9 protein-coding genes, 2 pseudogenes and 1 riboswitch are annotated in these 13,529 nt (G+C 69.2%); of the genes and pseudogenes, 4 read left to right on the plus strand and 7 right to left on the minus strand.

Annotated features, from left to right (window positions below; genetic code table 11):
* Positions 1-23: 23 nt before the first annotated feature.
* From IG90_RS0109720 to IG90_RS0109745, 7 genes and pseudogenes are all read right to left on the minus strand, one after another.
* Positions 24-758: pseudogene (locus IG90_RS0109720) on the minus strand (ribonucleotide-diphosphate reductase subunit beta); the annotation flags it as partial.
* Positions 758-3,181: a ribonucleoside-diphosphate reductase subunit alpha gene (locus tag IG90_RS0109725; protein ID WP_030580581.1), complete on the minus strand. Its 2,424-nt coding sequence runs from the start codon at positions 3,179-3,181 to the stop codon at positions 758-760. The gene IG90_RS0109725 and the pseudogene IG90_RS0109720, both read right to left, overlap by 1 nt.
* Before the next feature lie 136 nt (positions 3,182-3,317).
* Positions 3,318-3,441: riboswitch (cobalamin riboswitch) on the minus strand.
* Positions 3,442-3,508: 67 nt separating this feature from the next.
* Positions 3,509-4,029 (minus strand): annotated as a pseudogene (locus IG90_RS41735) (GNAT family N-acetyltransferase); the annotation flags it as partial.
* Entirely contained in the window at positions 4,026-4,700 is a 675-nt protein-coding gene (locus IG90_RS0109730) for a hypothetical protein (protein ID WP_030580584.1), read from the minus strand. The gene IG90_RS0109730 and the pseudogene IG90_RS41735, both read right to left, overlap by 4 nt.
* A 127-nt stretch (positions 4,701-4,827) precedes the next feature.
* Positions 4,828-5,031: a YbdD/YjiX family protein gene (locus tag IG90_RS0109735; RefSeq protein ID WP_030580587.1), complete on the minus strand. Its 204-nt coding sequence runs from the start codon at positions 5,029-5,031 to the stop codon at positions 4,828-4,830.
* Positions 5,028-7,253 carry a carbon starvation CstA family protein gene (locus tag IG90_RS0109740; RefSeq protein ID WP_030580590.1) on the minus strand — a complete coding sequence of 742 codons (2,226 nt, stop codon included), beginning with the start codon at positions 7,251-7,253 and terminating at the stop codon, positions 5,028-5,030. The genes IG90_RS0109735 and IG90_RS0109740 overlap by 4 nt, the downstream gene beginning before the upstream one ends.
* Before the next feature lie 250 nt (positions 7,254-7,503).
* Positions 7,504-8,268 (minus strand): GntR family transcriptional regulator, encoded by a 765-nt coding sequence (locus IG90_RS0109745; protein WP_030580592.1) that lies wholly within the window; start codon positions 8,266-8,268, stop codon positions 7,504-7,506.
* Positions 8,269-8,547: 279 nt separating this feature from the next.
* On the opposite strand from IG90_RS0109745, the gene IG90_RS0109750 reads away from it, so the two are divergent.
* From IG90_RS0109750 to IG90_RS0109765, 4 genes are all read left to right on the plus strand, one after another.
* Positions 8,548-9,846 carry a sugar ABC transporter substrate-binding protein gene (locus tag IG90_RS0109750; protein ID WP_030580595.1) on the plus strand — a complete coding sequence of 433 codons (1,299 nt, stop codon included), beginning with the start codon at positions 8,548-8,550 and terminating at the stop codon, positions 9,844-9,846.
* A gap of 114 nt (positions 9,847-9,960) precedes the next feature.
* On the plus strand, positions 9,961-10,968 hold the full coding sequence (locus tag IG90_RS0109755) for a carbohydrate ABC transporter permease (RefSeq protein ID WP_030580598.1): 1,008 nt from the start codon (positions 9,961-9,963) through the stop codon (positions 10,966-10,968).
* Positions 10,965-11,825: a carbohydrate ABC transporter permease gene (locus tag IG90_RS0109760; RefSeq protein ID WP_030580601.1), complete on the plus strand. Its 861-nt coding sequence runs from the start codon at positions 10,965-10,967 to the stop codon at positions 11,823-11,825. Before IG90_RS0109755 ends, IG90_RS0109760 begins: the two co-directional genes overlap by 4 nt.
* 9 nt (positions 11,826-11,834) lie before the next feature.
* Positions 11,835-13,364 carry a glycoside hydrolase family 3 protein gene (locus IG90_RS0109765; protein WP_030580604.1) on the plus strand — a complete coding sequence of 510 codons (1,530 nt, stop codon included), beginning with the start codon at positions 11,835-11,837 and terminating at the stop codon, positions 13,362-13,364.
* Positions 13,365-13,529 lie beyond the last annotated feature (165 nt).

Here is a 13,529-nt window from a genome sequence, read left to right on the forward strand (position 1 = left end):
GGACGGCGCTACTTTCGAAACACGGTGACCTGCTGCTCCAGCGCGTCGTCGAAGAGCTCCGGCTCCTCCTTGCGGACGGTGTCCACGACCTCGAACGCGAAGTTCATGTGCATCGTCTCGTCACGGAAAACCCAGTTGGTGCCCGTGGCGAGACCGTGCAGCAGACCGCGCGAGCGGAACCAGTACACGTACGCGAAGGCGCCGTAGAAGAACAGCCCCTCGATGCACGCCGCGAAGCAGATCAGGTTCAGCAGGAAGCGGCGGCGGTCCGCCTTCGTCTCCAGCCGGTCGATCTTCTCGACCGAGTCCATCCACTTGAAGCAGAACTGGGCCTTCTCACGGATCGAGGGGATCTCCTCGACCGCGTCGAACGCCGCCGCCCGGTCGTCCGGGTCGGGCAGGTAGGTGTCGAGCAGCGTCAGATAGAACTGGACGTGCACGGCCTCCTCGAAGAGCTGCCGCGACAGATACAGCCGCGCCTCGGGGGAGTTGATGTGCTTGTACAGCGTCAGCACGAGGTTGTTGGAGACGATCGAGTCACCGGTCGCGAAGAACGCCACCAGCCGGCCGATCATGTGCTGCTCACCCGGCGACAGCTTGGCGAGGTCGGAGACGTCCGAGTGGAGGTCGACCTCCTCCACGGTCCAGGTGTTCTTGATCGCGTCCCGGTAGCGCTCGTAGAAGTCCGGGTAGCGCATGGGGCGCAGGGTCAGCTCGAAGCCCGGGTCGAGCAGGTTCTTCTCGTCGTTGGTGCTCATTACTGACAGGCCTCGCAGGACTCGGGGTTTTCGAGGGAGCAGGCGATGGCGTCCGCGTCGGGAGCCGTTGCCTGCTGTACGGGAATGAGGGCGGCGGCCGACGCCTGACCGGACGCGGCACGGGCGATCCGGGTCGCCGGGCGCGAACGCAGGTAGTACGTCGTCTTCAGCCCTTGCTTCCAGGCGTACGCGTACATCGAGGAGAGCTTGCCGATCGTCGGCGTCTCCAGGAACAGGTTGAGCGACTGGCTCTGGTCGAGGAACGGCGTACGGGCCGCCGCCATGTCGATCAGGCCGCGCTGCGGGATCTCCCACGCGGTGCGGTACAGCGCCCGCACGTCCTCGGGGATCCAGGCGAAGCCCTGCACGGAGCCGCTCGCCTCGCGCAGCGCCTCACGGGTGCGGGCGTCCCACACGCCGAGCTTCTTCAGCTCGTCCACCAGGTAGGCGTTGACCTGGAGGAACTCACCGCTGAGCGTCTCGCGCTTGAACAGGTTGGAGACCTGCGGCTCGATGCACTCGTACACCCCGGCGATCGAGGCGATCGTGGCGGTCGGTGCGATCGCCAGCAGGAGCGAGTTGCGCATGCCGGTCTTCGCGACCCGGGCGCGCAGCGCGTCCCAGCGCTCCGGCCAGTTCAGCTCGGTGTCGTAGTGGTCGGGGTGCAGCACACCGCGTGCGGCCCGCGTCTCGGACCAGGCGGGCAGCGGACCCGACCGCTCCGCGAGGTCGCAGGAAGCCTCGTACGCGGCGAGCATGATCCGCTCGGAGATCCGCGTGGAGAGCGCGCGGGCCTCGGGGGAGTCGAAGGGCAGACGCAGTTGGAAGAAGACGTCCTGGAGGCCCATCGCACCCAGACCGACCGGCCGCCAGCGGGAGTTGGAGCGCCCGGCCTGCTCGGTCGGGTAGAAGTTGATGTCGACGACCCGGTCCAGGAAGGTCACGGCGGTGCGCACGGTGGCGTCCAGCCGCTCCCAGTCGATCGAGCCGTTGGCCACGAAGGCGCCCAGGTTGACCGAACCCAGGTTGCAGACGGCCGTCTCGCCGTCGTCGGTGACTTCGAGGATCTCGGTGCACAGGTTCGAGGAGTGCACGACCCGGCCCGGCTCGGCGGTCTGGTTCGCGGTCCGGTTGGAGGCGTCCTTGAACGTCATCCAGCCCTGGCCGGTCTGCGCGAGGGTCCGCATCATCCGGCCGTACAGCTCACGCGCCGGAATCGTCCTGCGGGCCAGCCCCTTGGCCTCGGCCGCCCGGTAGGCCGCGTCGAAGGCGTCGCCCCACAGGTCGACCAGCTCGGGCACGTCGGCGGGGGAGAACAGCGACCACTCGGTGTCCGCGTCGACCCGGCGCATGAACTCGTCCGGGATCCAGTGCGCCAGGTTCAGGTTGTGCGTACGCCGCTGGTCCTCACCGGTGTTGTCGCGGAGCTCCAGGAACTCCTCGATGTCCGCGTGCCAGGTCTCCAGGTAGACCGCCGCCGCACCCTTGCGCCGGCCGCCCTGGTTCACCGCCGCGACCGAGGCGTCCAGCGTCTTGAGGAACGGCACGATGCCGTTGGAGTGCCCGTTGGTGCCCCGGATCAGCGAACCCCTGGCGCGGATGCGGGAGTACGACAGACCGATGCCGCCCGCGTGCTTGGAGAGCCGCGCCACCTGGTGGTAGCGGTCGTAGATCGAGTCCAGCTCGTCCTTCGGCGAGTCCAGCAGATAGCAGGAGGACATCTGCGGGTGCCGGGTGCCGGAGTTGAACAGCGTGGGGGAGGAGGGGAGGTAGTCCAGCCGGCTCATCAGCCCGTACAGCGCGGCGACCTCGTCCAGCGCCCGCACCGAGTCGTCCTCGGCGAGGCCGGCGGCCACGCGCAGCATGAAGTGCTGCGGGGTCTCGATGACCTGGCGGGTGATCGGGTGGCGCAGCAGGTAACGGCTGTGCAGCGTACGGAGACCGAAGTAGCCGAAGCGGTCGTCGGCGCCGTCCGCCATGGCCTGCTCGACGAGCCGGTCGAGCGCGGCCGCGTGGAGCTCCACGAACGCGGCGGTGCGGTCGGCGATCAGGCCCTCGCGGTGCCCGACGGCGACCGAGGCGGAGAAGGAGGTCGCGCCCTGCCCCGCGGCCTCGTCCGCGATCGTGCGGGTCAGCAGCCGGGCGGCGAGCCGGGAGTACGCCGGGTCCTCGGAGATCAGCCCCGCGGCGGCCTCGGTGGCCAGCGAGCGCAGCTCGGCCTCGTCGGAACGGGCGTTGCGCCCGCGCAGCGCGGCGGCGGCGACCCGGCCGGGGTCGGTGTCGGTCAGATCGACGGTGAGGTCGGTCAGGGTCCGCAGCAAGGCGGTCCCGGGTCCGTCGTTCGGGACTTTCCCGGCCGTGGTCGACACTGCGGACTCGGCGGATTCGGTGGCTGAAACCGGATCGGCGGGCGCGATGGTCACTGGGCTTTACCTCGCTCGGCAGGGGCCGGCGGAAGGCGGGGAAGCCGGGCAGCGCGAAACCCGGGGCAGGGCAGCACAGCTGACGGCGTCCACCGGCCCATCCGCGAGGCCCGGACGTCTGGCGTCCGGTTCGGTCGAGCCGGACGCGCTGTCGACAGGTCTTCGGACTCGGCGGTGCGCAAAAGCACACTGATCACACCGTTGCGGGACAGTTCCGGATTCGCACCGGATTCCCCTGCGACGACAGCGAGGTCGAGCATACATGTGGGGGCCGCCAGATACTGCGGCCCCCACATGTTGTGTCGCGGCGATGTGGTGCGCCCCTCGGGAGGCCGTCTGCAGATCCAGCCGGAAGGTCATGAGCCGTAGGCCCGGCGCCGGTTCCCAGCCCCGTTCGGGAGTCCGAGGAAAGCCGAGCCGACGGTAGATCCTATGGGCTCCGAGCATGGCCGGCTGCATCGACAGCACCAGCCCCCGGACGCCCTCGGCGGACCGGGCGCGCTCGACGCACGCCCGCACGAGGGCCTCCCCCGCGCCCTGCCCACGCCCCGTCCGCGCCCGGCGTGGGCCACGGCCGGTATCCGGAATTCGGCCTCGTCCGGACCGGCGATGTCGCGCCACGGAGTGCCGGGAGCGGCATACGTCACACCCCCGAGCACCGCCCCGTCCGCATCGAGCGCGACGAGCACCTCGGCCTCGGCCGCCCGCTGCTCCACCGCCCGCAGCTTGAGCGGATACGGGTCCTGCGGGCCGTCCGGCAGATCGTCGCCGTGATCAGGCCCCGGCGACGATGTCGCCGGGTGCGGCCACTCGCCGGGCTCCGCCGCTCTGATCGTCAGATCCGTCAGCCACTCGCTCCCACATCGTTGTTCGGGGCGCCGTCACCCATTGGTGGCAGGTCGCCGCGCTCGACCGGCTGCCGCCCGGAGGCATCCCCGGCCGGCGGCAGCACCTGGTCCAGCTCGTGGTCGTCGGCGCGGTGGGCGGCCCGCGCCGCCGACCGCAGCGTCGCCCGGTCCACCTTCTCGCGCGCCCCGCTCACCGTGATCACGAGTTCGCCCTGTTCCCGGGCGTACGCGTGGCCCGACTCCGTGGCCCGGTACCACTGTTCGCCGTCCCGCTCGCACGTCACCAGGGGCTCCGAGCCGCCGGCGGCCGCGGAGCCGTCCGTACAGTCGGCCTCGGCGTGCGGGCGGCGCTCCACCGACAACTGGAGCATTCCGCCGTCCGGTGCGGTGTAGGAGCTGCCGAACCCGTCGTCACCGAGCACCCCGACCGACTGGCGCGCCAGGGCGTAGCCCGCGGCCTCGGTCACCCACACATGCTCCGCGACGATCTGCGTGGCGCTCGCCCGCGCCTCCAACTCCGCCCGGTCGGGCGCCGGATCGCCCGAGGAGCTCCGGCCCGCCACCCGGTCGGGCGCCGGCTCGGTGCCGCAGCCCGCCGCCGCCAGGGCCAGTGCCAGCGTCACGGTCAGGAGCAGGGGCCGGAGCCGGGGCGGCCGGGAGCGCGATGTCATGGGCACATCCTTTCGTACGGCGAGGGCTCCGCGCACCGGGAAAACGAACGGCCGGGCCCGTACGGGGCGCGAAAAGGGGCCGCCGGGTCCCCGGAGGGATGCGGCGGCCCCGATCGGCCGGTGGTGCTCAGCAGCAGCGGAAGCCCTCGCGCGGATCCGCCTCGCGGGCGTCCGTGCGGCTGCGCTCGAAGGCGCGGCGGGTCATCACCGGCGTGTCCGGATCGTGGACACGCGCATGCTCCACATAGCGGTCGTACGCCGACTCGCCGGTCAGCTCACGGACGTACCAGCGGATCCGTCCCGCCACCCGCCGTACGTCCGCGACGGTCATGTCGGGCTCCCCGTTCCCGCCGCCTCCTTGCGGGCACCGCCCTCGGGGCCGACGCCGGCGGCGACCAGTTCGGCCTTCTCCTCCTTGGTCGCGATGAGCGAGGCCGGGGCGACGAGCGTGGACTCGACGTACGGCGCCTCGTGGAGCTTCACGCTCTCCGGGTCGCGGATGGCGTTGAAGCAGACCCGGCCGGCGTCGACGAGCACCACGATGATGAGGAGCGCGAAGAGCGCGCACAGCACCCCGTCGACGGTGGAGTTGGTGACGACGGTCTGCATGTCGTCCATGGACTTGGCGGGCGGCAGCACCTCGCCCGCGTCGATGCCCGCCTGGTACTTGTCGCGCTGGGCGAAGAAGCCGATCTTCACGTCCGGCGAGAATATCTTCTGCCAGCTCGCGGTGAGGGTGACCGCCACGTCCCAGGCGAGGGGGACCGCGGTGACCCACGCCCACTTCAGGCGGCCGGACTTGACGAGCAGCGTGGTGCAGACGGCCAGCGCCACGGCTGCCAGCAGCTGGTTGGCGATGCCGAAGAGCGGGAAGAGCTGGTTGATGCCGCCCAGCGGGTCGTGCACGCCGACCCAGAGGAAGTAGCCCCAGCCGCCGACCACGACGGCGCTGGCGAACCAGACGCCCGGCTTCCAGCTGACCTCGCGGAACGGCTTGTAGGCGTTGCCCAGCATGTCCTGGAGCATGAAGCGCCCGACCCGGGTGCCGGCGTCCACGGTGGTCAGGATGAAGAGTGCCTCGAACATGATGGCGAAGTGGTACCAGAACGCCTTCATGGCGGTCCCGCCGACCACCGCGGAGAAGATCTCCGACATGCCGAGCGCGAACGTCGGCGCGCCGCCGGTCCGGGAGAGCAGGCTCGCCTCCTCCACGTCCTTCGCGGCCTGGGCCAGGGCGTCCGGGGTGATGGTGAAGCCGAAGTTGGCCACGGCCTGGGAGGCGGACTGGACGCTGTCGCCGATCACGCCGGCGGGCGCGTTGATGGCGAAGTACAGACCCGGGTCGATGATGCAGGCCGCGATCATCGCCATGATGGCCACGAACGACTCGACCAGCATGGCGCCGTAGCCGATCATCCTGATCTGCGTCTCCTTCTGGACCATCTTCGGCGTGGTGCCGGAGGAGACCAGGGAGTGGAAGCCGGAGAGCGCGCCGCAGGCGATGGTGATGAAGACGAAGGGGAACATCGAGCCGGCGAAGACAGGGCCCGAGCCGCTGGAGGCGAAGTCGGTGACCGCGGGCATCTTCAGGGTCGGCAGGGCGACGACCACGCCCAGGGCCAGCAGCCCGATCGTGCCGACCTTCATGAAGGTGGAGAGGTAGTCGCGCGGGGCCAGCAGCAGCCACACGGGGAGCACGGAGGCGAGGAACCCGTACACGATCATCCAGATGACCAGCGTGCCCGGCTCCAGCGTGAAGAAGTCCGCCCACGACGACTCGGCGACCCAGCCGCCCGAGACGATCGCGAGGAGCAGCAGCGCGACGCCTATGAGGGAGACCTCGCTGACCTTGCCGGGCCGCAGGGTGCGCAGGTAGACGCCCATGAAGAGGGCGATCGGGATCGTCATGCCGATGGAGAAGACGCCCCACGGCGAGTGGGCGAGCGCGTTCACGATGACCAGCGCGAGGACCGCGAGCAGGATGATCATGATGATGAAGACCGCGACCAGGGCGGCGATCCCGCCGACCGGCCCTATCTCGTCGCGTGCCATCTGGCCGAGCGAACGGCCGTTGCGGCGGGTGGAGAAGAAGAGCGTCACCATGTCCTGGACGGCGCCGGCGAAGATGACGCCGACGACGAGCCAGATCGTGCCCGGCAGGTAGCCCATCTGCGCGGCGAGCACGGGGCCGACCAGGGGTCCCGCCCCCGCGATGGCGGCGAAGTGGTGGCCGAACAGCACCCGGCGGTCGGTGGGATGGAAGTCGACGCCGTTGTCCAGCCGTTCGGCGGGGGTCGCGCGGTTCTTGTCGACCTTCAGGACCCGGTTGGCGATGAACCGGGAGTAGAAGCGGTACGCGATGGCGTACGAGCCGAGGGCCGCTGCCAGCATCCAGGCGGCGGAGACCTCTTCACCCCGCGAGAGCGCGAGGGTGGCCCAGCCGATGGCGCCGGCAAGGGCCACCAGGCTCCAGACGGCTATGGACTTCGGGGTCGGCGCTCGCCGCCCCGGTGCTGGTGGAACCGGTGGTGCTGATGTGGGCGATTCCGGCATATCGATCCGTCCCCTCGCGCGATCACTGTCGTAACGTGCGCGAAATCTAGGTGGTGCGGCCGCCCTCCGGAACCCCTGTCCGCATACCGGTCGCGCATCGCAGATGTCTCCACCGAGGTTCCGCAGTAACGACACGGACGGTAGGGGGGATCGGTTCACGCGATCCGGCTCCACCCGTGGATGGCCGGAAAAAGGCGGTGGCCCGGGGAGGGGATCCCCGGGCCACCGCCTGCTCGCGCGCTGCTGGTCCTCAGTCCGCCGGACGCTTCAGGCGGGCCACGAACTTGTAGCGGTCGCCCCGGTAGACCGAGCGCACCCACTCCACCGGTTCGCCCTGGCCGTCCACCGAATGACGGGACAGCATGAGCATCGGCAGACCCACGTCGGTGCCCAGCAGACCCGCCTCGCGCGGGGTGGCGAGCGAGGTCTCGATGGTCTCCTCCGCCTCGGCGAGGCGGACGTCGTACACCTCGGCGAGCGCGGTGTAGAGCGAGGTGTACTTCACCAGCGAACGGCGCAGCGCCGGGAAGCGTTTGGCCGAAAGATGGGTGGTCTCGATCGCCATGGGCTCCCCGCTGGCGAGCCGGAGCCGCTCGATGCGCAGCACCCGGCCGCCCGTCGAGATGTCCAGCAGGCCGGCGAGCGTGTCGTCCGCCGTGACATAGCCGATGTCCAGCAGTTGGGACGTCGGCTCCAGTCCCTGGGCTCGCATGTCCTCGGTGTACGAGGTGAGCTGGAGCGCCTGGGAGACCTTCGGCTTGGCGACGAAGGTCCCCTTGCCCTGGATGCGCTCCAGCCGGCCCTCGACGACCAGCTCCTGGAGCGCCTGGCGCACGGTGGTGCGCGAGGTGTCGAACTCTGCCGCCAGAGTGCGTTCGGGCGGCACCGGGGTGCCGGGCGGCAGGGTGTCCGTCATGTCGAGGAGATGCCGCTTGAGCCGGTAGTACTTCGGTACGCGCGCCGTGCGCGTACCGGTACCGGTCTCGTTCCCCGAACTGCCCCCGTCGGCACCCATGGCCCGCCTTCCCGACTGCTGCGTTGCTGCCGTCACCGGCTCCTCCGTCTGTCGCGGCTCACATGGTGGCACGGTCCGGTCACGGGTCGTCGCCCTCCCTTAGGTGTCGGTCCTATAACGGACGCGAGTGCACTTCTTATACACCCTTGACACCCCTAAAGGTCTAGGCCAAGCTCCCGGTACTGGTCTAAACCATTAAAGACCAGGTCCAGCCCCAGCAGAACTCGTCGAATGTCTTCGCGGTGGGTGGGGTTGCAGCATCCCTGAGGAGGGTTTGACGTGAAGCGCAAGCTCATCGCGGCTATCGGTGTCGCGGGCATGTTGGTTTCGGTCGCGGCGTGTGGTTCGGACGACAAGAACTCGTCGGCGGACCCGAAGGACCGCAAGGAAAACCTGACCGTCTGGCTCATGGGCGAGGCCCAGTCCACCTGGCCCGAGCTGGTCAAGGACGTCAACGCCGAGTTCAACAAGAAGTACCCGGGTGTCACCGTCAAGGTTCAGTACCAGCAGTGGGCCGACAAGGTCAAGAAGCTGGACACCTCCCTCGGTGGCGACAAATTCCCGGATGTCGTGGAACTCGGCAATACCGAGACCATGCAGTACATCCTCAATGGTGCGCTCGGAGAAATCGACCCCAAGAAGTACGAGAACTCGGACACCTGGATCAAGGGTCTTAAGGACACGTGCTCCTTCGAGGGCAAGACCTACTGCGTTCCCTACTACGCCAGCGCCCGTCTGGCCGTGTACAACAAGGACATGCTGAAGGCCGGCACCGGCAGCGACGCCCTCCCGCAGACCGAGGACGAGTTCCTCGCCGCGATGGACAAGGTCGACGCCGAGCTGGGCAAGAAGGACAAGCGCGCCTCGTCCCTCTACTACCCGGGCCGCTACTGGTACGCCGCGATGTCCTACGTCGCCGCCTTCGGTGGCCAGATAGCCGAGTACGACGAGGGCAGCAAGGAGTGGAAGGCCGCGCTCTCCACCCCGGAGGCCCAGAAGGGCATCCAGCACTACGTCGACCTGGTCAAGAAGTACAACAAGGCCGACGTGACGAAGGACGAGCAGGACCACGCCAACGTCATGGCCAACGAGAAGGCCGCGGTCATCTACGGCCAGGCCTGGGAGGCCGGCAGCGTCACCACGGGCGAGAACGGCAACCCGAAGCTCGAGGGCAAGATCGCCACAGCCGGTATGCCCGGCCCCGAGGGCAAGGCCCTCCCGTCCTTCATCGGCGGCTCCGACCTCGCGACGATCTCCAAGTCCAAGGTCCAGGACCTCGGCCAGGAGTGGATCTCCCTCTTCACCAACGCGAAGTCCATGGAGGTCCTCGCGTCGAAGAACATCCTTCCCAACAACGAGAAGCAGCTCGAGCCGCTGAAGGCCAAGCCGGAGACCGCCGCCATCGCCAACGCGGTGCCGGACGCCTGGTTCACGCCGATCGCGCCGGGCTGGGCCTCCATCGAGAAGGAAGAGATCCTCCAGAACATGCTCCTGGAGATCGTCAAGGGCGCCTCCGTCGCCGACGCCTCCAAGAAGGCCGACGACAAGATCAACGTGCTGATCAACAAGGAAGCCTGACCTTCCGGTCGCCAGGCGGGGGCCCGGCGCCAGCGCCGGGCCCCCGCTCCTTTCCCACAGTGAACGCCGTGAATTCCGGGGCCCGCCCCGGACCCGCGATGGAAGGTCAGCCACGTGTCTGCCGCTGATACCAAGGCCGCCGGGCCGCCGGTCCCCGTACCACCCGACCCGAAGGCGACCGGCGAGTCGTCCTTCGACGACGATGCGCCCCGGGTGCAGAAGAGGAAGCGGAAGAAGGGTGAACTCCTCCCCTACTTCCTGATCCTCCCGGCGATCGTGGCGATCGCCGCCGTCTACCTCTACCCGCTCGGCAAGACGGTCGTCATGTCCTTCCAGGACATGGGCCGGCGTGAGCTGTGGTCCGGAGAGCCGGCGCCATGGGTCGGCTTCGAGCAGTTCACCAACATCCTCGGCGACTCCGAGTTCTGGTGGGTCACCTTCCGCACGGTCGTCTTCATGGCCATCTGCGTGACGCTGACGATGGGCATCGGGCTGCTGGTCGCGCTGCTCATGCGCAAGCTCTCCACCTGGGTCCGGCTGGTGCTCACCGCCTGCCTCATCGCCGCCTGGTCGATGCCGCTGATGGTCGCCGCCTCGATCTTCCGCTTCATGGCCGACTCCGACTACGGCCTGATCAACACCCTGATCGCCAAGGTCGTCGGCGAGGACTGGCTCGGACACAACTGGTACCTCGACCCGATCCAGGGCTTCGGCATCATCACCCTGCTGGTCGTCTGGGGCGCCATCCCGTTCGTCGTCGTCACCCTGTACGCCGCCCTCACCCAGGTCCCCCAGGAGCTGGAGGAGGCCGCCGCCCTCGACGGCGCCAGCGCCTTCGGCATCTACAAGTTCGTCACCTGGCCGGTCATCAAGCCGGTCTTCACCATGGTCGCCACCCTCTCGGTGATCTGGGACTTCAACGTCTTCGGCCAGATCTGGCTGCTGCGCGGCAACAAGCCCGAGCCGGAGTACGAGACCCTCGGCCTTTACTCCTACTCCAAGGCGTTCGAGTCCACCTCCTTCAGCCAGGGCACCGCGATCGCCCTGATCACGGTGCTGCTGCTGTCCGGCGTGGCCGTGTACTACCTGCGCCAGCTCATGAAGACGGGAGAGGTCGAATGAGCAGCTCGACCCACACACAGGTGCTGCGCCCCGACCGCAAGAAGAGCCGGCTGCACTTCGACCTCGTCGGCCTCGGCATCGCCCTGGTCATGGTCTTCCCGGTCTACTGGCTGGTCATCAGCGCCCTGCGGCCCAACCGGGAGATCCGCAGCTACGACCAGACCCTGTGGCCCACGTCGATCACCTTCGACAACTTCGTCCGGGCCACCGAGCAGCCGAACTTCACCACCGCCATCCAGTCCAGCCTGATCGTCGCCGTCACCGCGGTGGTCGGCGGCATGATCATCGCGACGCTGGCGGCCCTGGCGATCGGCCGGTTCCGGTTCTTCGGCCGCAAGGCCCTGGTCCTGATCATGATCCTGGTCCAGATGCTGCCGCCGACGGCCATGCTCATCCCGATCTACGCCCAGCTCAACGCCATGGGCGGGATCGACGAGTACTGGGGCCTGATCGTCGTCTACCTGGTCTCCACGCTGCCCTTCGCCACCATCATGATCCGCGGCTTCGTCGTGAACATCCCGGTGGAGCTGGAGGAGTCCGCGATGGTGGACGGCTGCACGCGCTTCCAGGCCTTCCGCCGGGTGATCTTCCCGCTGCTCGCCCCCGGGCTCGCCGCCGCGTCGATCTTCGCCCTGGTGAACGCGTGGAACGAGTACCTCTTCGCGTACATCCTGATCAACGACAACTCCAAGTACACGCTGAACGTATGGCTGATGACGTTCACGACCGAGCGCGGAACGGACTACGGCGCCCTCATGGCGGCGTCGACCATGATCGCCATCCCTGTCGTCGTGTTCTTCATGATCATCCAGAAGAAGATGGCCGCTGGCCTCACTTCCGGCGCTGTGAAGGGATAGTGCGGGCTCATGACCACCCTCGTTTCCACCACGGACACCGTGACGCGCGACGCGCTCGCCGTACTCCAGCCCGGGTTCACCGGCACCACCGCGCCGGACTGGCTGCTGCGCCGCGTCGGTGAAGGCCTTTCCTCCGTCGGCCTGTTCGGCCGCAACATCACCTCGCCCGAACAGCTCACCGCCCTCACCGAGCGGTTGCGCTCCGAGCGGGACGACGTCCTCGTCGCCATCGACGAGGAGGGCGGCGACGTGACCCGCCTGGAGGTCACGCACGGCTCCTCCTTCCCCGGCAACTTCGCCCTCGGCTCGGTGGACGACGTCCACCTCACCCGGGCCGTCGCCCAGGAGCTCGGCCGCCGGCTCGCCGAGTGCGGCGTCAACCTCAACTGGGCGCCGTCCGCCGACGTCAACTCCAACCCGGGCAACCCGGTCATCGGTGTGCGCTCCTTCGGCGCCGACACCCGGCTGGCCGCCCGGCACACCGCCGCGTACATCGAGGGGCTCCAGGCCGCCGGCGTAGCCGCCTGCACCAAGCACTTCCCCGGGCACGGCGACACCGCGGTCGACTCGCACCTGGCGATGCCCCGCATCGATGTGGATCTCGACACCCTGCACGCCCGTGAGCTGGTGCCCTTCCGGGCGGCCATCGCCGCGGGTTCCAAATCGGTGATGAGCGCGCATATCCTGCTTCCCGCACTCGACCCGGAACGCCCGGCGACCCTGAGCCCGCAGATCCTCACCGGTCTGCTGCGCCAGGAGCTGGGTTACGACGGCCTGATCGTCACCGACGCCGTGGAGATGGACGCCATCGCCGGTACGTACGGCATCGAGCGCGGGTCCGTCCTCGCCCTCGCGGCGGGCGCCGACGCCATCTGTGTGGGCGGCGGCCTGGCCGACGAGGAGACGGTGCTGCGGCTGCGTGACGCCCTCGTCGCGGCCGTGCGCAGCGGGGAACTGACCGAGGAGCGGCTCGCCGACGCGGCCGCCCGTGTACGAGCCCTCGCGTCCTGGACGCAGAGGGCCCGGGGGGACGTCCGGGAGCCGGGCGCGGCAGTGCAGGAGGGGACCGCGCCCGGCACCGGAATCAGCTCCGACATCGGCCTGGTGGCCGCCCGTCGCGCCGTCCGGCTGAGCGGCTCCGGCGACCGGCTGACCGATCCGGCGTACGTCGCCTCGTTCAGCGCGGAGGCGAACATCGCGGTCGGCGGCGAGACTCCGTGGGGCATCGCCGCCGAGCTGGACAGGATCCTGCCCGGCACCGGGACGGGCACCTACGGCGTGGACTCCGACGCCCCGGCGGCCGCGATCCTGGCGGCGGCGGGGGAGCGGCGCATCGTCGCCGTGGTCCGCGACGAGCACCGGCACACCTGGATGAGCGAGGCGCTCGACGCCCTGCTGGCGGCCCGCCCGGACACGATCGTGGTCGAGATGGGCCTGCCCCAGTCCGACCCGAGGGGCTCGCTGTACATAGCCACCCACGGAGCGGCCCGAGTCTGCGGCCTGGCGGCAGCAGAAGCGGTGACGGGCACGAAGGCCTGACCCGTCACGGGGCCTGCGGATCAAGCTCTGGGCCGGCCTGTTCGGTCCGACCGGGGCCCGCGGATCAGGCCCTGGGCCGGCCCATTCAAGCCCGTCCGGCGATTGAGGGCAACGCCTCTCGCCGGACGGGCGGCACCACGGCGAAGGGCCGGGACACCGTAAAGG

The sequence above is a fragment of the Streptomyces anulatus genome, assembly GCF_000721175.1.
Taxonomy (GTDB): domain Bacteria; phylum Actinomycetota; class Actinomycetes; order Streptomycetales; family Streptomycetaceae; genus Streptomyces; species Streptomyces anulatus_C.

Excerpts from the sequence above, each read along its gene's own strand:
- IG90_RS0109760 (WP_030580601.1), top strand. The coding sequence starts at position 10,965 with ATGAGCAGCTCGACCCACACACAGGTGCTGCGCCCCGACCGCAAGAAG.
- IG90_RS0109730 (WP_030580584.1), bottom strand. The coding sequence starts at position 4,700 with ATGACATCGCGCTCCCGGCCGCCCCGGCTCCGGCCCCTGCTCCTGACC.
- IG90_RS0109735 (WP_030580587.1), bottom strand. The coding sequence starts at position 5,031 with ATGACCGTCGCGGACGTACGGCGGGTGGCGGGACGGATCCGCTGGTAC.
- IG90_RS0109745 (WP_030580592.1), bottom strand. The coding sequence starts at position 8,268 with ATGGGTGCCGACGGGGGCAGTTCGGGGAACGAGACCGGTACCGGTACG.
- IG90_RS0109765 (WP_030580604.1), top strand. The coding sequence starts at position 11,835 with ATGACCACCCTCGTTTCCACCACGGACACCGTGACGCGCGACGCGCTC.
- IG90_RS0109740 (WP_030580590.1), bottom strand. The coding sequence starts at position 7,253 with ATGCCGGAATCGCCCACATCAGCACCACCGGTTCCACCAGCACCGGGG.